The following is a 19,691-nucleotide window of genomic DNA, read 5'->3' as shown; positions in this document are numbered from 1 at the left end:
AGTGAACGTGCTCACCACACCAGAAGTAATCACCAGCATCGACGAGTTGCGGAGCCGCTTGGCCTCCGCACGGGAGCGGGCCGTTCCCGGCGACGCGCGGATCGTCCTGGTGCCGACCATGGGCGCCCTGCACGCCGGCCACCTGACCCTGGTGCGCCGCGCCCGCAGCCGGGGGGACATCGTCGTGGTCTCCATTTTCGTGAACCCGCTGCAATTCGGGGCGGGAGAGGACCTGAACACCTACCCGCGCACCCTGGACGCGGACGTCGCCGCCCTGACCGAGGAGGGCGTTGACTTCGTCTTCGCCCCGACCAGCCAGGTGATGTACCCGGCGGGCGCAGCCTCCACCCGGGTCACCGCCGGCGCCGTGGGCGCGCTGTACGAGGGCGCCGCGCGCCCCGGCCACTTCGACGGCATGCTCACCGTGGTGGCGAAGCTGTTCAACATCGTCGGCCCCGACCTGGCCGTCTTCGGCCAGAAGGATGCCCAGCAGGTCTTCCTGGTCGAACGGATGCTGGCCGACCTCGACTTCCGGCTCGCCCTCGAGATCGTGCCGATCGTGCGCGAAGAGGGCGGACTGGCCCTCTCCAGCCGCAACCGCAACCTCGATCCCGCCCAGCGCCTGGCCGCACGGTCGCTGAGCGCCGGTCTCGACGCGGCGGCATCCGCTGCCCCCCAGGGCGTCGCCGCCGCGCTGGCCGCGGCCCACGCGCGGATCGACGTTCAGCCGCTGGTTAAACTGGACTATCTCGTTGTCGTGGATCCGCGGACTTTCCTTCCGGTCGGCGCCGACCACGTCGGGCCGGCCCGGATGCTGGTCGCGGCGCTGGTCGGGAACACCCGACTGATCGACAACGTGGCCCTGGACATCCCCTAGACGGAGAACCGCATGAGCGAGCAGCAGAACCCCGAACCGACCGACGCCGAGAACGCCGCGGCAGCCGCAGCAGCGGAGGCCGAAAGCAACGAGCAGAAGCTCGTGCGCCTGGCCAAGCGTGACCGCTTGAACGCCGCCGCGACCGGCCCCGGCGGCGGTGCCTACCCGGTGTCGGTGCCCGTGACCGACACGATCCCGGCCGTCCGCGCGCGCTTCGGCGACCTCGAAGCGGATGCCGTCACCGGCGTCACCGTCGGCCTCGCCGGCCGCGTCGTGCACCTGCGCAACACCGGAAAGCTCTGCTTCGCCAGTCTCCAGTCCGGCGACGGCACCCGCATCCAGGTCATGGTCTCCCTCAGCGAGGTGGGCGAGGAGTCCCTCGCCGCCTGGAAGGACCTCGTCGACCTGGGCGACCACCTGTTCGTCTCCGGCGAGGTCATCTCCTCCCGCCGCGGTGAGCTGTCGATCATGGCGGCGGAGTGGCAGGTCGCCGCGAAGGCGCTGCTGCCGCTTCCCAACCTGCACACCGAGCTCAGCGAGGAGACCCGGGTGCGCAGCCGGTACCTCGACCTGATCAGCCGCGAACAGGCCCGCCGCAGCGTCGTGCAGCGCTCGCAGACAGTCGCGAGCCTGCGCCGCACCTTCACCGAGCGCAATTTCATCGAGATCGAGACGCCGATGCTGCAGGTCATGCACGGCGGCGCATCCGCCCGCCCCTTCACGACGCACAGCAACGCGTTCGACACGGACCTGTACCTGCGGATCGCCCCCGAGCTGTTCCTCAAGCGAGCCGTCGTCGGCGGCATCGACCGGGTCTATGAGATCAACCGCAACTTCCGCAACGAGGGCGCCGACTCCACCCACTCGCCCGAGTTCGCGATGCTCGAGGCCTATGAGGCATACGGCGACTACAACTCCATCGCCGACCTCACCCAGACCCTGATCCAGGATGCCGCGCTGGCCATCGCCGGCTCGCATGTGGTGACCTGGGCCGACGGCACCGAGTTCGACCTCAGCGGCGACTGGGACCGGATCGGCATGTACGACAGCCTGTCCGCGGCCGTCGGCTACCTCATCTCATCCGAAACCCCGCTCGCCGAGCTCCAGACGCTGGCCGACCGGGAGGGCCTGGAGATCGACCACCCCATCCACGGCAAGTACGTCGAGGAACTGTGGGAGCACTTCGTGAAGGGCGGACTGACCCGCCCCACGTTCGTGATGGACTTCCCGATCGACACCAGCCCGCTCGTGCGCGGCCACCGGGAGACCGCCGGCGTGGTCGAGAAGTGGGACCTCTACGTGCGCGGCTTCGAACTGGCCACCGGCTACTCCGAGCTCGTCGACCCGGTCGTGCAGCGGGAGCGCTTCATCGAGCAGGCCCGTCTCGCGGCCGGCGGAGACCCGGAGGCGATGCGCCTGGACGAGGAATTCCTGCGCGCCCTCGAGTACGGGATGCCGCCCACCGGCGGCATGGGCATGGGCATCGACCGCCTGCTGATGGCGTTGTCCGGCCTCGGCATCCGGGAGACCATTCTGTTCCCGTTGGTGAAATGATGGACGCATGAGCATCACGCCCTCCGACACGCCGAACCCCCACACGCCCGCCTCCGGCACGCCGAACCCCCACACGCCCGCCTCCGGCACCCCCGCGCCCGGCGAGCCCACCGAATCCGGCTGGCCCCGGCGGAACGGGCCCTCGCGGAACCGGATCGTGGTCTGGATCATCGGCGGCGGCATCGGCCTGTACCTGGTCGTCACCGGCCTCTACGGCATCCTGGTCAAATAGGAAGTCGCCGCGCCCGCGGGGCGGTCTGCCCGGCGGAGTGCGGGGCGAGCTCCTGGTGCAGGATGAGGGCGGCCGCGCCGACGGCGGCGGCGTCTGCGACGTGGGCGGAGAGGCGCACCTGCACGCGGTGCCGCGCCCGGGCGAAGAACCCCTCCGCCAGGCGGCGCTCGGCCGCAACGAGGTAGAGCGGGCCGGCCGTGGCGAAGGAGGGGCCGGCCAGCACGATCGAGTCCAGGTCGAGGATGTTGGCGACCGCGACGATGGCCGTGGCCAGGTGGTCGGCCGACCGGGTGATCAGCTCCAGGGCGAACGGGTCGCCGTCGACGGCGGCCGCGGCGACGAGCTCGAAGTCGAGGAACGGGTCTCCCTCGGGGGACAGCTCAACGGCCGACCGGCGTCCCTCGGCGAGACCGGCCCGCGCGCTGGCCGCGATCGCCTTCGGCCCGGCGAGGTCCTCCACGGTGGCTCCCGGTCCCGCCCCGTCGGGGGCGCTCACCCAGAGCTGGCCGATCTCGCCGGCGTTCGAGCTGGCGCCGCGGTAGACAGTGCCGCCGAGCACGATGCCCGATCCGATCCCGGCGCCCATGTAGACCGTGCAGTGCGCCGCCGTGCCGGCGATGGAGCCGCTCCAGAACTCGCCGATGGCAGCCGCGGTCGCGTCATTGTCGATGGTGACCGGAAACCCGGTCGCGCGCCGGACCGCGTCTCGGATCGGGAAGTCGCGCCAGGCCGCCAGGGTCGGAGGGGCGAGCAGGCTCCCGGAATCAAGGTCCAGCGGGCCCGGGGCCGCGATCCCGATGCCGACCACGCGGCCGGGCGCGACGCCCAGCCCGGTGAGGAGCGCGTCGACCTGGGCGGCCATCCGTGCCACCGTGAGGTCGGGATCGCTGGGCCCGACCCCACGGATGCGGGTGCCTCCCACCAGAGCCCCGCTCAGGTTCGTGACCACGAAGGTGATGAAGTCCGCGCCGAGCTGGATTCCGACGGCGAAGCGGGCGTCCGGGTCGACCTCGAGCAGCACCCGCGGCTTGCCGCCGGTGGACTCGCTCCTGCCGGCCTCCCGCACCAGGCCCTCCCGGATCAACTGCCGCACCACGGTGGACATGGTCGCCTGGGTGAAACCCGTGCGTTCGGCCAGTTCGACCCGGCTGATCGGCCCCGCCGACCGGATCAGATCGAGGACCAGGCCGCGGCTCGTGGCGGTCGTCAACGCCGCGCGGGGCTTCGGTATCCGTCCTCCTTCTGGCACCGGGCAAGCTTAGCCATCAACACTTCACAAAGCCCCCGGGTCGAGCCGAACAGCCCCGTGGACCTGTGCCCTCGCCCACCGTTTTCCCGTATCGTTGGAGGGACTATGGACAACTTCTGGGTCAGCGCATTCTGGTCGCTCCTGCCCACCATTCTGGTCGGGCTCATTTTCTGGGTGATCATGCGGTCCATCCTGCGTGCCGACCGAACGGAACGTAAGGTATACGCCCGGATCGAGGCGGAAGAGCGCGCCAAGCTCGGGCTCGACAAGCCGGTCACCTAGCACCGCATGTTCGGCATCGATGTCTCGACCGTCATCCTGGTGATCGCCCTGGTGGTCGATTTCGCCATCCGTGTCGTTGCGATCATCGTCGTGCCCCGCAACCGACGGCCGACCTCCGGGATGGCCTGGCTGCTCGCGATCTTCTTCCTGCCGTTCATCGGCGCACTGCTCTTCCTGATGATCGGCTACCGTACCCTGCCGAGGAAGCGCCTGGAGATGCAGGAGGAGATCAACCAGTTCATCCTCGACAGCACCGAGGGCATCGACCAGGTGCGCCGCGACCATCCGTGGCCGCCGTGGCTGGAATCGGTCGTCGAACTCAACCGCACGCTGGGGTCCATGCCGCTGGTCGGCGGCAACGAGGCCCGGCTGCTCGGTGACTACGAGGGCACTTTCGCCGAGATGGTCACCGACATCGACCAGGCACGCAATTTCGTGCACGTCGAGTTCTACATTTTCTCGCTCGACAGGACCACGGCGCCGTTCTTCGACGCCCTCGAGAACGCGGTCAAGCGCGGCGTCACGGTGCGCGTGCTGATGGACCACATCCAGTCCATGCGGAAGCCCGGCTACCGGGCGACGCTGAACCGGCTCACCGCCTCCGGAGTGAAGTGGGAGCTGCTGCTGCCGCTGCAGCCGCTGAAGGGCAAATGGCAGCGTCCCGACCTGCGCAACCATCGCAAGCTGCTGATCGTGGACGGCACGGTCGGGTACATGGGGTCACAGAACGTCATCGACCGCAGCTACAACATGCCCGCCAACATCCGTCGCGGACTGCAGTGGAAAGACCTCATGACACGGGTCGAGGGGCCGATCGTCTCCGGACTCAACGCGATCTTCATCACGGACTGGTACAGCGAGACGAACGACCTGCTCACCCGCGATATCCAGCCGGTGTCGACCGAGGTCGTTCCGCATTCGCTGGACTGTCAGGTGGTGCCCAGTGGGCCCGGGTTCGAGGGCGAGAACAACCTGCGGCTGTTCCTGGCGCTGCTCTACTACGCCCAGGACAGCATCATCATCACGAGCCCGTACTTCGTGCCGGACGAATCGATCCTGTACGCGATCACGACCGCGACCCAGCGCGGGCTGAACGTGGAACTGTTCGTGTCCGAGGTCGCCGACCAGGCCCTCGTCTACCACGCGCAGCGCTCCTACTACGAGGAACTCCTGCGGGCCGGCGTGAAGATCTTCATGTACAAGGCGCCGTACGTGCTGCACGCCAAGCACTTCACGATCGACGACGAGGTGGCCGTGATCGGGTCGAGCAACATGGACATGCGCTCGTTCAGCCTCAACTTCGAGGTGTCGATGATGGTGCGCGGCCGCTCATTCGTGCAGCAACTGCGCGCGGTGCAGGACGGCTACCGCGCCGACAGCCGCGAACTGACCCTCGAGGAGTGGATGAAGCAGCCGCTGCGCTCCACGGTGCTCGACAACCTCGCCCGGCTGACCTCCGCGGTGCAGTAGGAGCCCCTTGGCACTCGTCACCGGGCGATCGGCTCTGCTGATCGCCCGGGTTCGGCCTGCTCTGTGGCTCGCGCCGGAGCTGCCGGTTGCCGGCCGCGCACGAAGAAGATCACGGCGATGATGATCAGTGCCACGATGGCCGCCAGGCCGAAGACGAGATTGGAGACGCCCGAGGAGGCGTTCAGCACGAAGGACTCGGCGGCGAACTGCTCGCCGATGGTCAGGATGCCACCGAGTCCGGCCGTGCCCTCGGTCAGCAGGAGGAGTGCTCCGATTCCGATCGAGAGCAGGCCGGACACGACCAGCAGCCACGAATTCTGCCAGCGTCCGATCCGCACCATTCGCGGCCGCAGCCAGCCGCGCTCCGCGATCCTCAGGCGGTTCCAAACCAGCGCCAGCACGAACAGGGGCACGGTCATTCCCAGCGCATAGATCGCCAGCAGGATGCCGCCGTAGGCGGCGTTTCCGCCGACGGCGGCAACCGTGAGGACCGATCCGAGAATGGGGCCCGCGCACACCCCGGCCACCCCGTAGACCGATCCCAGGAGGAAGACCGAGGCCGAGGAGGTGCCCTCACCGCCCCCGTCCCTGGCGAACGCCGGAAGCCTGATGCCGATGAGCTGGACCAGTCCGAGGGCGATCACGAGGGATGCGGCGACGGCCACGAACCCGGCGCGGTTCTGCGTCAAAAACGCTCCGAGCGTGCCGGCGAGGACACCGATCGGCACGAGTGTGGTGATCAGCCCCAGGTAGAAGAGTCCCGTGCGGGCCAGGAGCTTCGTCGGCGTCGAGAACGCGTAGGCGAAGAACGCGGGAAGGAGCAGGACCGAGCAGGGGCTGAGCAGGGTCAGGACCCCGCCGATCAGCGCGCCGGCGTAACCGATATCCATTATTCGGCGGCTTCGGCGAGTTCTCGATCAATGGCCTGGCGGAAGGCCTCGACGGGTTGGGCGCCGGAAATGGGCGTGTCGTTGACGAGAAACAGCGGTGTTCCGGTCGCGCCGAACGAGCGAGCCTCGTCGGTGTCCCTGGTGACAGCCGCCAGTAGCGCGGGGTCGGCCAGGTCGCTCTCGAAACGAGCCATGTCAGGCACTCCGATGTCGCGGCCGATCTGGAGCAGACGCTCCCGCGGCAGGGCGAGGTGGGCTCTCTCGGGGGCATCCCGGAACGTCGCCTCGTTGAACTCCCAGAACAGGCCCTGCGCCCCGGCTGCCCGTCCCGCAACGGCGGCGTCAATGGACTCCTGGCCGAAGACCGTGAGATCCCGCCATTCGATGCGCACCTGGCCCGAATCAACATATTCGCCGATGAGCAGCGGGAGGGTCTCTCGGGCGAAGACGGCGCAGAACGGGCAGCGGTAGTCCGAATACTCGACCAGCACCACCGGGGCATCCGTGTCACCCCGCGCCGTCGGATCGCCGTCAATTCGACGGGACATGTCGAAGGCCGGTTCGGAGCCTTGCTCGTCGGCGCCGGCTGGGGGCGATGCCTGCTCTGCCGTGCCGGACTGGGCCGCGAAGCCGACCCCGAGGACGACTACAATCGCGACAGCGCCGGCGATCAGGTAGACAAGGCCGCGTCGGCGGGAGCCCGACGACGCGTTCTTGGGTTGCGCAGATGCCATGGTCGTCGCCCTCCCGGATTTTGATGAGACATTTACAATGTATAGACATTTAGTGAGAAAGGACAGCCGTGGCAGCACCTGCCCAGCCAGGCGCACGCGCTCATGATCCGTCTGAATCGGCCCCGCGCAGGCCGCTCTGGGAGAGCATCGGCGCGGACCTCGCGGTTCGCGTTGCCCGGGGAGAATTCGCGGACGGATTCCCCGGTGAGCTGGAACTGGCCGCGACCTATGGCGTCAGCCGGGGTACGATCCGCAGCGCCCTTCGCCCGCTCAGGGAGACGGGGTCGGTTACCGCTCAGAGGGGCAGGAAGCCCCGGGTGATCGTGGGCGGCCTGGGCAGCGCCTTCGGCCCGGTCTACAGCCTGTTCGCATCCGTGCAGGAATCCGGGATGACCCAGCGCAGCGTTGTTCTGGAGCGCCGGCTGGTCACCGATCCGGCCGTCGCCGAACGCCTCTCGCTGCCGCCGGCCCAGGAGTTGTTCAAATTGTCTCGATTGCGTCTCGCAGACGAGGAGCCGTTCGCGGTCGATCACGTCTGGCTCCCCGCTGACCGGGTCCGCCCGCTCCTGAGCGTCGACTTCGCCGCAACCGCGCTCTACAAGGAGCTGCGCGAGCGATGTGGCATCACCGTGGACGGCGGGGTTGAGGAGCTACGCGCCGACACCGCCTCGGCTCTGGACGTCGAACGTCTCGGCTGCGCCCCCGGAGCCCCTATTTTTCGGATCGAGAGAATCGGCTACCAGCGCGGAGCCGCCGTTGAACTGCGTTGCAGCCACATTCTGGGCGAGCGGTACTCCGTGACCGCCACCTTCGGGGCGGGCGTGCCCTCGTAGGCCGATGTGCAGTGCCGTGCCGGGTGCGGGCTAGTCGACGTCGTCGCGGCTGGGCGGGGGCGGCCCGGAGCCGACGGCCTCTGAGCCCACCGGCCCCGCTCCAACCGTGACACCCTCAGCCGGTATTTCGGCCGTCTCGGTCAGGTCGGTCGGTTCCGTCGGCGCGTCGGGAGTGAGGGGCGGCACCTCGTCCGGCGGGCGCTGCAGCAGCTCGAGCAGCAGCACCACCAGAAGGGCGAGCACGCGGTCCAGATGATCACGGCCGGGGTGAGCGGTCGCCAGAAGATCGCGACCGCGGCGGCCGCCACGCCGACCGCTGCCCGGATGTAGCGCCGGGCCCGGTAGAGCCAGACGCCAGCCCGCCCGGTGGTCACGCCGCTCCGCGCGGCGGAGCCGCGCAGGCTTCGGGCCCCGTCGCGGGTCAGGCGACGAACGGCGATCGCCCCGCGGAACGGGCCGGCCAGGTACGCGACCACGGCGACGGTCACCGCGGCCAGGCCCACCGACAGCGCGGTGGCGTACACGAGCGGCACGAGCGGCACGAGCGCGTCATAGACGGTGCCGGCGAGGTCGGCCGGCAGATCGGCGGGCGATATAGCGTTGACGAAGAGGATGCGGCCGACGGAGATCCCCGCGGCCAGCAGAGCCATCGAGAGACCGAGAGTCACGCCCGCCCAGATCAGGGCGCGCGACTTGCGCCTGGCCACGAGCACGCCGGCGGCGATCAACAGCAGGCTCACCCAGGGCAGCACGGCGCCGAGAACGTCGAGGAGCTGGTACGCGGTTCGGGCCTGCACGAGGGCATCCGCCTGCGCGATCGGGATCGTGCGATCGACCTCCGGGATGTTCGCGGCCAGGCCGAAGCCCTGCGCCACAAGCTGCTTCTTCACCTCGGCGATGATCGGCCCGAGCTGGATCCCGACCTCGCCGGTGCCGCTGATCACGAGCGCGGAGGAGGTCTCGCCCTCCAGCGCCGCGACGATCTGGGTGTGGCTGAGCCGCAGGGCTTCCTCCCAGACCTGCGCGAACGCATCCGAGGTGACGACCCGCTCGGCGCCGGAACGGATGAGGGATTCCACTCCGCGCACGGCCGGCGCCTCCAGCAGGGCGAGGGCGTCCTGCGCCCGGGGCGGCAGGTTGAGGCTCGAGAGCCCGTCGAAGAGGTCTTTCGTCACCCCCTGGATATCGACCTTCTCGTCGACGACGGTGACGATCTCATCGACCAGGTAGGCCTGGAATGCGGGATCGTCGGCCAGCGGCGCAACGGTGGCCACGAACGTGTTGGTGTCAGTCACCACGTTGCGGGTCCAGTGGGCCACCACGGCGACCGGCGCCAGCAGAACGCCGACGGTGACCAGCAGCACCGCCAGGAACGCGCGCCATCGGTGGCGGGAAGGGGGAGGAGTGCGGGGGGGGCGGCGAGGCCGGGAAGGGGAACGGTCTCTGCGCCGGCCGCCGCGGCGGCCTCTGCGGCGTCGAGGTGCTCTCGCAGCCGCGCATTCTCGGATGACAGCCGGGCCAGCGCCGCTTCCGTGCTTTCCGCCGCAGCCGTGCTTTCCGCTTCGGGACTTCCGGTCCGGTCCACTGCCTCCGCCTCTCGCCTGCGATTGTCACGGCCCCCCGGGGCGCGTTCCCCGCCACCGTTCGGAGTCATTATTGCGCTCGCCGGTCGATGCGTAAGGAGCGCGCGGCCGGCCGCGGCGGCGGGTACCTATGAGCCGCGACGGCGGGTGCCTATGAGCCGCGACGGCGGGTGCCTCGGCGGGTGCGCGGCGACATCCGTCACGCCTGCCCATGTCGCCCGCCCCCTGCCCACGCCGCACCCCTGCCCATGCCGCCCCCCGTACCCGCGCACCGCCGAGCTCGCCACTTCCGGTCGAGTTCGCCCGGCATGCCTGGCGAACTCGGCCGCAACGGTCGAACTCGGCGATCTCTCGGCCATGTCTCGGCGGGTGCCTCGGGGCCGCGGCGGCGGGCGCGGCGGCGGGTGCCTCGGCGGGTGCGCGGCGACATCCGTCACGCCTGCGGCGAACAGAGGCATGCATTTCAGGGTTCCCTCGTTACTCTCGATGTATCGGCGCCACAACTGCCCTGGCGCCAAGGGAGCGATCACATGTTTGAGAGATTTACCGACCGAGCTCGTCGCGTCGTCGTTTTGGCCCAGGAAGAGGCCAAGATGCTCAACCACAACTACATCGGTACCGAGCACATCCTGCTCGGCCTGATCCACGAAGGCGAGGGTGTCGCCGCCAAGGCCCTCGAGAGCTTGGGCATATCCCTCGACGCCGTGCGCGAGCAGGTGCAGGACATCATCGGCCAGGGCCAGCAGCAGCCGACCGGGCACATCCCGTTCACGCCGCGCGCTAAGAAGGTGCTCGAATTGAGTCTGCGCGAGGCGCTGCAGCTCGGCCACAACTACATCGGTACCGAGCACATTCTGCTCGGCCTCATCCGCGAGGGTGAAGGCGTTGCCGCCCAGGTGCTCGTTAAGCTCGGCGCCGACCTCAACCGGGTGCGCCAGCAGGTCATCCAGCTCCTGTCTGGATACCAGGGCAAGGAGCAGGTGCAGGTCGGCGCGAACGAGCAGGCGAGCGGTCCGGCGGGCAGCCAGATTCTCGACCAGTTCGGCCGGAACCTGACGCAGGCCGCCCGCGACAACAAACTCGACCCGGTCATCGGGCGCGAGAAAGAGATCGAACGGGTCATGCAGATCCTGTCCCGCAGGTCCAAGAACAACCCGGTTCTGATCGGTGAGCCCGGCGTCGGCAAGACGGCCGTCGTCGAGGGCCTCGCCCAGGCCATTGTCAAGGGCGATGTGCCCGAGACGCTGAAGGACAAGCAGCTCTACTCGCTCGACCTCGGCTCGCTCATCGCCGGCAGCCGCTACCGCGGTGACTTCGAGGAACGCCTGAAGAAGGTCACCAAGGAGATCCGCACCCGCGGCGACATCATCATCTTCATCGACGAGATCCACACCCTCGTCGGTGCCGGTGCCGCCGAGGGCGCGATCGACGCGGCCAGCATCCTGAAGCCTCTCCTCGCCCGCGGCGAGCTGCAGACCATCGGTGCCACCACGATCGACGAGTACCGCAAGCACTTTGAGAAGGATGCCGCGCTCGAGCGCCGCTTCCAGCCGATCCAGGTCGCCGAGCCGTCTCTGCCCCACACGATCAACATCCTCAAGGGGCTGCGCGACCGGTACGAGGCGCACCACAAGGTGTCCATCACCGACGGCGCCCTCGTGGCCGCGGCGAACCTCGCCGACCGCTACGTGTCCGACCGGTTCCTGCCGGACAAGGCCATCGACCTGATTGACGAGGCCGGCGCCCGCCTGCGCCTGTCGATCCTGTCGAGCCCGCCCGAGCTGCGCGAATTCGACGAGAAGATCGCCGTGGTGCGCGCCGCCAAGGAGACCGCGATCGAGGAGCAGGACTTCGAGAAGGCCGCCGGCCTGCGCGACGAGGAGAAGAACCTCCTCGGCGAGCGGCTGCGCCTCGAGAAGAAGTGGAAGTCGGGCGACGTCAAGACCACCGCCGTCGTCGACGAAGGACTGATCGCCGAGGTCCTGGCCCAGGCGACCGGCATCCCCGTCTTCAAGCTCACCGAAGAGGAGTCCTCGCGGCTCGTCTTCATGGAGAAGGCCCTGCACCAGCGCGTCATCGGTCAGGAGGAGGCCATCTCGGCGCTCGCCAAGACCATCCGCCGCACCCGTGCCGGCCTGAAGGACCCGAAGCGCCCGAGCGGTTCGTTCATCTTCGCCGGCCCCACCGGCGTCGGCAAGACCGAGCTGGCTAAGGCGCTCGCCGAGTTCCTCTTCGACGACGAGGCCGCCATGATCTCGCTCGACATGAGTGAGTACGGCGAGAAGCACACCGTGTCCCGACTGTTCGGCGCCCCTCCCGGGTTCGTCGGCTTCGAAGAGGGCGGCCAGCTCACCGAGAAGGTGCGCCGCAAGCCGTTCTCCGTGGTGCTGTTCGACGAGATCGAGAAGGCCCACCCCGACATCTTCAACTCCCTCCTCCAGATTCTGGAAGAGGGCCGGTTGACGGATGGCCAGGGTCGCGTCATCGACTTCAAGAACACCGTGATCATCATGACCACGAACCTCGGCACCAAGGACATCAGCGGCGCGCCCGTCGGTTTCCAGCTCGAGGGCGACACGGCCACCAGCTACGACCGGATGAGCGGCAAGGTCAAGGAAGAGCTGAAGAAGCACTTCAAGCCCGAGTTCCTCAACCGCGTGGACGAGGTCATCGTCTTCCCGCAGCTGACCAAGCCGGAACTGCTGCAGATCGTGGACCTGTTCATCAAGCGGCTGGGCGAGCGTCTGCTCGACCGCGACATGACGGTGGACCTGACCCTCGCGGTGAAGGAACACCTGATCGAGGTCGGCTTCGACCCCGCACTGGGTGCCCGGCCGCTGCGCCGCGCGATCCAGCGCGAGGTGGAGGACCGCCTGTCAGAGAAGATCCTGCAGGGCGAGCTCAACGCCGGCGACCACGTGCACGTGGACTACGTGGGCGGGGAGTACGTCTTCACCACGACCGTTCGCGCCTCAGCGGTCGGGGTCGGGGTCAACACGACGGCCGCGATCGGCACGGGGCCGGGCTCGCCCGACCTCGCGGTGACCAGCGACTAGCGCAACCCCGTTCAGAAGGGCCCGGCGGAGCATCCGCCGGGCCCTTCTGCGTTCTCGCCCGCCCCTTTCCACGTTCCGTCCCTCACCAATTCGACGGAGATTTTGCTTCTACAACCCTGTTTTGGGCCGGAAATGGGCATATCCGGCAAAATCTCCGTCGAATTGGTTCCTAGACTGGGAGATTGATGGTGCGGGATGAATCAGCAGGAAAGGCCGGTCGGCGACAGATGCAGGAGTATTCGGTTCGCCGGGCACGCACCACCGACGTGCCCCGCATCCAGGCCATCGTCGCGCCGCTGGTGCAGGAGCGCATCCTGCTCGGCAAGGAAAGCGTCGTCTTCTACGAGGCCGTGCAGGAATTCCGGGTGGTCGAAGATGCCGACGGCAACCTGATCGGCTGCGGCGCCCTGCACGTGATGTGGGAAGACCTCGGCGAGGTGCGCACTCTCGCCGTGACCGCCGACTGGCTGGGCCGCGGCGTCGGCCACGCACTGATGGACCGGCTCGAAGCGGATGCCCGCGAGCTCGGACTCAGCCGCCTGTTCTGCCTGACCTTCGAGGTGCCGTTCTTCGCCCGGCACGGCTTCAGCGACATGGGCTCCGAAACGGTGGATCCGCGGGTCTACGCCGAACTGGTGCGCTCGCACGACGAGGGCGTCGCCGAGTTCCTCGACCTGGCCCGCGTGAAGCCGAACACACTCGGCAATACCCGGATGGTCAAGCGGCTCGTCTGACCCGGAGCCGGGTGGACCGGACCGGCTCGTGCCGGCCTGCCAGCACAGTGAAGAGCAGAGTGAAGAGCGCACAGTACCCCTTCGGGCGGCGCTCATGTGGGGGTATTTTCGCATTCTTCTGCTCATTCGAGCAGAACGCCTGAATTCACCTTTTGTTATTTTGCAGGACGCTCAAGCAGGGCCCTGCCTCCGTAGCATTGCGATCAATGTCGTCGCCTACTTAGGGAACCCATGTCGCCTGCAGCACACAGCAGTTGGAAGTTGACTTTCGCCTCTCTCCTCGGCCTCGGCCTGGTCGCGAGCCCGCTCGTGGCGCTGCCGGCCGTCGCAGACGTCGGTGGCACCGGGGTCGTGATCAACGAGGCCTACCTGAACGGCGGCAGCGCCGGCGCCACCTACCTGAACAAGTTCGTCGAGCTCTACAACCCGACGGATGCCCTCGTCACCCTCGACGGCACCTCGCTGCAGTACCGCTCGGCCACCGGCACCGCGAACCCGACCGCCGTGCTCCCGCTGACCGGGTCCATCCCGGCCAGGGGCTACTACCTCGTGCAGGGAAACTCGAACGCCGCCAACGGCGCCCCCCTCCCTACTCCGAACGCTTCTCTCTCTTCCTCCTTCGCTGGCGGCGGCGGAACCCTCTTCCTCGCCAACCAGACCACGGCGCTGACCGCTCCCCCCACGGGATCCCTGCTGAACGCACCCGGCGTCATCGACCTGATCGGGTACGGCTCGTCGCTCACGTTCGAGACCACGGCGGCGCCCGCGGCATCCGTCACCACCGCGCTCAGCCGCGCGACGGGCCTCGACACCGACGTCAACTCGGGCGACTTCACGCTCGCGGCCCCCACCCCGACCAACGCCGCCGGCGAGACCGCGGCCACCACCACGCCCACTCCGACCCCGGCGCCGACCACCCCGCCGGCGCCCGCCGCCGCGCTCCCGATCAATGAGATCCAGGGCAGCACGGATGCCGGCGCCCAGACCGGCAAGCTCGTCACCACGACCGGCGTGGTGACCGCCACCTACCCGGCCGGCGGCTTCAGGGGCTTCTACCTGCAGACCCCCGGCACCGGCGGCGCGGTCGATCTGACCACACACACCGCCTCGGACGGAATCTTCGTCTACACGAACGCGCTCGTCGCCCCCGTCACGGCCGGCGACTACGTCTCGGTGACCGGCACCGCGTCCGAGTTCTTCGGACTCACGCAGCTCACCGTCGGCGCGCTCAGCGACGTCACCGCCCTGGACAAGGCCGGAATCGTCGCCCCGGCACCCGCCACGGTCGGCCTTCCGGCCACGGATGCCGCGCGCGAGTCCCTCGAGGGCATGCTCCTGGCCCCCGCCGGCGCGTTCACCGTCACGAACAACTACTCGACCAACCAGTACGGCGAGATCGGCCTCGCCGCCGGGAGCACCCCGCTCGTCGGCCCGACCGTCACCGCCCGCCCGGGAACGGACGCGTACACCGCGGCCGTCGCCGCCAACAAGGCGCGCGCGGTCACCCTCGACGACGGCGCCACGACCAATTACCTCGGCAGCGCCACGAACAAGGGCCTCCCTGTTCCGTATCTGTCCACCGCGAACCCCGTGCGCATCGGTGCGGCCGTCACGTTCACGAAGCCGGTCATCTTCGACTTCCGCAACAGCAACTGGAAGTTCCAGCCGACCGCCGAGCTGGTGCCCGCGACCGCCGCCGCCGTGCAGCCCGCGACCTTCGCCAACACCCGCACAGCAGCGCCCAGACCGGTGGGCGGCGACATCCGTCTGGCCACCTTCAACGTGCTCAACTACTTCGCCACCACCGGTGACTCCATCACCGGCTGCACCTACTACACCGACCGGGCCGGCACGCCGATCACGGTCAACAGCGGCTGCGACGCCCGCGGCGCGGCCACCCAGGTCAGCTTCGAGCGCCAGCAGGCGAAGGTCGTCTCCGCGATCAACGCGCTCGACGCCCAGGTCGTCACGCTCGAGGAGATCGAGAACTCGGCCCGCTTCGGCAAGGACCGCGACTCCGCCCTCGCCAACCTCGTCGCCGCGCTGAACACCGCCGCGGGCAGCCCGGTCTGGGCCTTCGTGCCCTCACCGGCCGCCCTCCCGGTCAGCGAAGACGTCATCCGCACCGCGTTCATCTACAAGACCGCCGCCGTCGAGACTGTCGGCGGGTCGACCATCTTCGACCACGCCGCCTTCGTCAACGCCCGCCAGCCGCTCGCCCAGGCCTTCCAGCTGGTCGGCGACACCGGCAGCCGCTTCCTCGCGATCGTCAACCACTTCAAGTCGAAGGGGTCCGGAACCGGCGCCAACGCCGACACGGGCGACGGCCAGGGCGCCTCGAACCTGTCCCGTGTGAACCAGGCGACGGCGCTCGTCGGGTTCGCCGACTCGCTGAAGACCAGCACCGGCATCGCGCGCGTCTTCCTCACCGGTGACTTCAACGCCTACGACCAGGAAGACCCGATCAAGGTCATCACCGACGCCGGCTACCTCAGCGAGGAAGCCAAGAGCGGCGAGTACACCTACGCGTTCGGCGGCATGGTCGGCTCGCTCGACCACGTGTTCGCGTCGCCCGAGGCGGATGCCGCGGTCACCGATGTGGACGTCTGGAACATCAACTCGGTCGAGTCGGTCGCCCTGGAGTACAGCCGGTACAACAACAACGTCACCGACTTCTACCTGGCCGACGCGTTCCGCTCGTCCGACCACGACCCGGCCGTCGTCGGGTTGAACCTCGCCAGCCCCACCGACGTCGACATCAACCTGCTCAACATCAACGACTTCCACGGCCGCATCGACGCCAACACGGTCAAGTTCGCTGGAACGGTCGAGCAGCTCCGCGCGGAATACGGGGACGCGTCCACCCTGTTCCTCTCCGACGGTGACAACATCGGCGCCTCCCTGTTCGCCTCCGCCTCGCAGGGTGACAAACCCACCATCGACGTGCTGAACGCCCTCGACCTGAAGGCTTCGGCCGTGGGCAACCACGAGTTCGACCAGGGCTTCTCCGACCTGACCGGCCGCGTCGCCGACGCCGCCGACTTCGATTACCTGGGCGCGAACGTCTACCAGCTCGGCACCGAAACCCCGGCCATGCAGGAGTACGCCACCTACGTCGTCAACGGCGTCACGGTCGGCGTGATCGGCGCGGTCACCGAGGAGACCTCGGCGCTGGTCTCGCCGAACGGCATCGCCAGCCTGAGCTTCGGTGACCCGGTCGCCGCGGTCAACCGGGTCTCGGCCCAGCTCACCGACGGCAACCCCGCCAACGGCGAAGCCGATGTGCTGATCGCCGATTACCACGAGGGGGCCAGCGCCGGAACGCCGGACGGCGCTTCCCTCGAGCAGGAGCTCGCCCTCACCGACAGCGCGTTCGCCCGGATCGTCACGCAGACCTCCGCCGAGGTCGACGCGATCTTCACCGGCCACACGCACAAGCAGTACGCGTGGAACGCCCAGCTCCCCGGTGCGGCCGCCGGGGTCACCCGCCCGGTGCTCCAGACCGGAAGCTACGGCGAGAACATCGGCCAGGTCGTGCTCAACTACGACGTTGCGTCCGGTGACACCACGACCGTGAAGAACCAGAACGTCAAGCGTTCGGTCACGGCCGACGCCACCCTGGTCGCCGCATACCCGCGGGTCGCCGCGGTGAAGACGATCACGGATGCCGCGCTCGCCCAGGCGGCCGTCATCGGCAACCAGCCGATCGGCTCGGTCACCGCCGACATCACCCGCGCCTGCCTCGGCGGCACCTCACCGTGCGCCGAGAACCGGGCCGCACCGTCTGCCATGGGCACGCTGGTGGCGAACTCCCTGCGCGAATCGCTGGCCGACCCGGCCAAGGGCGGCGCCGAAATCGGCGTGGTCAACCCGGGCGGCATGCGCGCCGAACTGCTGTACTCGCCGGACGGTGTCGTCACCTACGCCGAGGCCAACGCGGTGCTGCCGTTCCTGAACAACCTGTGGACGACCAGCCTCACCGGGGATCAGTTCAAGACCGTTCTGGAACAGCAGTGGCAGCGTGACGCGGCCGGCAACATCCCGAGCCGCCCGTACCTGCAGCTGGGGCTTTCCGACAACGTGAACTACACGTTCGACGCCACCCGGGCTGAGGGCGACCGCATCACGGGCATCTGGATCGACGGTTCGGCCATCGACCTGGCGCGCTCCTACCGGGTCGGCTCGTTCAACTTCCTGCTCACCGGCGGCGACAACTTCCGGGAGTTCAAGAATGGAACGGGCACGCGCGACTCCGGTCTGGTCGACCGGGACGCCTGGATCTCCTACCTCACGGCCAAGAGTCCAGTGGCACCGTCGTTCGCCGCCCGCCAGGCCAGCGTCACGGGCGTTCCGAGCGGGGCCGTCGAGCGCGGCGCCTCGGTCACGTTCACCGTGGGCGACCTGAACCTGAGCTCGCTCGGCGCCCCGAAGAACACGGCGCTGACGCTGCTCTGGTCCGGCAGCAGTGCCGGCCCGGGCACGGCAGCCGTCGACGCCTCCGGCAAGGCCGCGGTCACCGTCACGGTGCCGCAGGATGCCGCGGCGAACAGCGAGCTCGTTCTCACGGCCACGGAGTCCGGCACGATCGTGCGGGTGCCGATCACCGTGAACGTGCCGGTGCCGCCGGCGACCGATCCGACCGCCGCCAGCCCGAAGGCCCTGACCAAGGCACTCAAGGACAAGGTCGACACGTACGCGGCCGCCTACGCCGCGGGCGCCACGGTCACGGTCGACGTCGGAGCGGCGCACGCGGGCGAGTTCGTCTCGGTGTCGCTGCAGTCCAAGCCGGTCAAGAACCTGGGCGGCTGGCTTCTGGTGAACGCGAAGGGTGAGGTCAGCACGACACTGCCGGCCGACATCCGTGCAGGCAAGTACCAGCTCGTCGTGCAGGACGCGACCGGTGCCGTGCTCGGGTGGACCGAGATCACGGTTGCGAAGGTCAAGGCCCCTCGCTGACCATAGGACGTGCGCGGGCGCGGCCGAGCCTCTCCGGGCTCGGCCGCGCCTCTTCCTATATTCCCGCTCGACACGCTGAGCATTCCCCGGCGGCGCCGGTATACCTCGTTAGCCTTGGGTCATGTCGACGATCAAACATCCGGTCGGGCCCCAGTCCAGCAAGGTGTACTGGCGCCGTCGCCTCATCGTGGGTGTGGGCCTGCTCTTCGTGCTTGTCATTATCTTCCTGATCATCGTGCGGCCCGGTGCGGGCCCAGACGAGCAGGGCACCGCCCCGAAATCGGCGGCCAGCGCCGCAACGACGGATGCGCCGGCCGCCGCGGCGTCCGACCCGGCCGCCGGGGCATCCGCCTGCAACCCGGCGAGGGTGCAGGTGGAGGCCATCACCGACGCGGTCAGCTACGAGCCCGGACAGCAGCCGGCACTCTCGCTCAGCCTGACGAACACCGGCACCGAGCCCTGCGTGATCAACGTGGGAACGTCGAAGCAGGTCTTCACGATCTCCAGCGGCGCGGACGTCTACTGGACGTCCACCGACTGCCTCACCGACCCGGCCGACGCCGAGGTGACCCTCAAGCCCGGCCAGCCGGTGAGCTCGTCGGCCGCCATCGAGTGGGAGCGGGTGCGGTCGAGCCCGGACACCTGCGACGAGGCCACCCGCGACGCCGCGCCGGCCGGGGGAGCGGCGTACAACCTAAGCGTCTCCGTCGACGGGATCGAGTCGGCCACGCCGAAGCAGTTCTTCCTGTCCTGATCAACTGGTTGAATGGATGCCGTGACTGACGCGACTCCACCGACCCATTCCCTCGCCCTTGCCACTGCTCTGGCCGAGCAGGACGTGGTCGCCGTGGCCTACGCCCTGCGCAACGACGTGATGATCGTGCCCCAGCTGGTCGTCAACGGCCAGGCGGAGCAGGTGCGCGTGTTCGGGCGCGAGGGCACCGACCGGCGCATGCTGCTGCTCTTCTCCTCCGCCGAGAACTATGCCCGCATGGTGCCGGACGAGGTCGACCCGCAGGTGATGGTCGCCGACGGCCAGTGGCTGCGGGAGTTCCTCACCGTGCACAAGCAGGTGCTGGAGATGGTGTTCTTCGACATCGCCGGCCCGCACGTGATGCAGGCTGCCCCGGCCGACCTGTTGCGGGCTCTGGGTCCGCTCCCGGGCGAAGACGAACCCGCTCACAGCGACAGCGATGGCGACGGCGAGTAACTCGCCTCTTCTCCCCTCAGGCTGGGGGTTC

General features: G+C 68.8%; 15 protein-coding genes. 11 read left to right on the top strand and 4 right to left on the bottom strand.

All coding sequences use genetic code 11. The features are described 5' to 3' along the window. The first annotated feature begins 7 nt into the window (after window positions 1–7). From panC to E3T42_RS11590, 3 genes are read left to right on the top strand one after another with little or no spacing between them, the layout of a single operon-like run. On the top strand, window positions 8–877 hold the full coding sequence (gene panC, locus E3T42_RS11600; RefSeq protein ID WP_241976076.1) for a pantoate--beta-alanine ligase: 870 nt from the start codon (window positions 8–10) through the stop codon (window positions 875–877). Window positions 878–889: 12 nt separating this feature from the next. Continuing rightward, window positions 890–2,431, top strand: coding sequence for a lysine--tRNA ligase (gene lysS, locus E3T42_RS11595; protein WP_134403054.1), 1,542 nt, complete (start codon window positions 890–892; stop codon window positions 2,429–2,431). A gap of 7 nt (window positions 2,432–2,438) precedes the next feature. Next, window positions 2,439–2,663: a hypothetical protein gene (locus E3T42_RS11590; RefSeq protein ID WP_134366836.1), complete on the top strand. Its 225-nt coding sequence runs from the start codon at window positions 2,439–2,441 to the stop codon at window positions 2,661–2,663. Here the strand turns inward: E3T42_RS11590 and E3T42_RS11585 are convergent. Next, complete coding sequence (locus E3T42_RS11585) at window positions 2,656–3,912, bottom strand: ROK family transcriptional regulator (RefSeq protein ID WP_241976075.1); 1,257 nt, start codon at window positions 3,910–3,912, stop codon at window positions 2,656–2,658. The two genes, E3T42_RS11590 and E3T42_RS11585, sit on opposite strands and share 8 nt — an antisense overlap. Window positions 3,913–4,017: 105 nt before the next feature. Here E3T42_RS11585 and E3T42_RS16780 point away from each other — a divergent pair, with 105 nt between their 5' ends. Further along, window positions 4,018–4,194, top strand: coding sequence for a hypothetical protein (locus E3T42_RS16780; RefSeq protein WP_166787168.1), 177 nt, complete (start codon window positions 4,018–4,020; stop codon window positions 4,192–4,194). A 6-nt stretch (window positions 4,195–4,200) separates the two neighbouring features. Beyond that, on the top strand, window positions 4,201–5,664 hold the full coding sequence (cls, locus tag E3T42_RS11580) for a cardiolipin synthase (RefSeq protein ID WP_134366835.1): 1,464 nt from the start codon (window positions 4,201–4,203) through the stop codon (window positions 5,662–5,664). Window positions 5,665–5,681: 17 nt separating this feature from the next. Here cls and E3T42_RS11575 read toward each other — a convergent pair whose 3' ends face one another. Together E3T42_RS11575 and E3T42_RS11570 are read right to left on the bottom strand one after the other, a co-directional pair. Further along, window positions 5,682–6,554 (bottom strand): cytochrome c biogenesis CcdA family protein, encoded by an 873-nt coding sequence (locus E3T42_RS11575; RefSeq protein ID WP_134366834.1) that lies wholly within the window; start codon window positions 6,552–6,554, stop codon window positions 5,682–5,684. Continuing rightward, on the bottom strand, window positions 6,554–7,288 hold the full coding sequence (locus tag E3T42_RS11570) for a thioredoxin domain-containing protein (protein WP_134366833.1): 735 nt from the start codon (window positions 7,286–7,288) through the stop codon (window positions 6,554–6,556). Before E3T42_RS11570 ends, E3T42_RS11575 begins: the two co-directional genes overlap by 1 nt. Window positions 7,289–7,356: 68 nt before the next feature. On the opposite strand from E3T42_RS11570, the gene E3T42_RS11565 reads away from it, so the two are divergent. Continuing rightward, entirely contained in the window at window positions 7,357–8,121 is a 765-nt protein-coding gene (locus E3T42_RS11565) for a GntR family transcriptional regulator (protein WP_241976073.1), read from the top strand. 140 nt (window positions 8,122–8,261) lie between these two features. On the opposite strand, the gene E3T42_RS11560 is transcribed toward E3T42_RS11565, so the two are convergent. After that, a complete protein-coding gene (locus E3T42_RS11560) occupies window positions 8,262–9,485 on the bottom strand; it encodes a hypothetical protein (protein WP_134403053.1) in 1,224 nt (407 codons plus the stop codon). Between the two features lie 749 nt (window positions 9,486–10,234). On the opposite strand from E3T42_RS11560, the gene E3T42_RS11555 reads away from it, so the two are divergent. From E3T42_RS11555 to E3T42_RS11535, 5 genes are all read left to right on the top strand, one after another. Then, complete coding sequence (locus tag E3T42_RS11555) at window positions 10,235–12,760, top strand: ATP-dependent Clp protease ATP-binding subunit (protein ID WP_134366831.1); 2,526 nt, start codon at window positions 10,235–10,237, stop codon at window positions 12,758–12,760. Between the two features lie 227 nt (window positions 12,761–12,987). Continuing rightward, window positions 12,988–13,494 carry an amino-acid N-acetyltransferase gene (locus E3T42_RS11550; RefSeq protein ID WP_134366856.1) on the top strand — a complete coding sequence of 169 codons (507 nt, stop codon included), beginning with the start codon at window positions 12,988–12,990 and terminating at the stop codon, window positions 13,492–13,494. Window positions 13,495–13,755: 261 nt separating this feature from the next. Then, complete coding sequence (locus tag E3T42_RS11545; protein ID WP_241976071.1) at window positions 13,756–18,450, top strand: ExeM/NucH family extracellular endonuclease; 4,695 nt, start codon at window positions 13,756–13,758, stop codon at window positions 18,448–18,450. 121 nt (window positions 18,451–18,571) lie between these two features. Next, a complete protein-coding gene (locus E3T42_RS11540) occupies window positions 18,572–19,204 on the top strand; it encodes a hypothetical protein (RefSeq protein WP_134366829.1) in 633 nt (210 codons plus the stop codon). A 21-nt stretch (window positions 19,205–19,225) separates the two neighbouring features. Next, complete coding sequence (locus E3T42_RS11535; RefSeq protein ID WP_241976069.1) at window positions 19,226–19,660, top strand: dehydrogenase; 435 nt, start codon at window positions 19,226–19,228, stop codon at window positions 19,658–19,660. Window positions 19,661–19,691: the final 31 nt, after the last annotated feature.

It is taken from the genome of Cryobacterium sp. TMT4-10 (genome assembly GCF_004403275.1).
Lineage (GTDB): Bacteria > Actinomycetota > Actinomycetes > Actinomycetales > Microbacteriaceae > Cryobacterium > Cryobacterium shii.
This window is presented reverse-complemented; position numbering and strand designations above follow the sequence as displayed.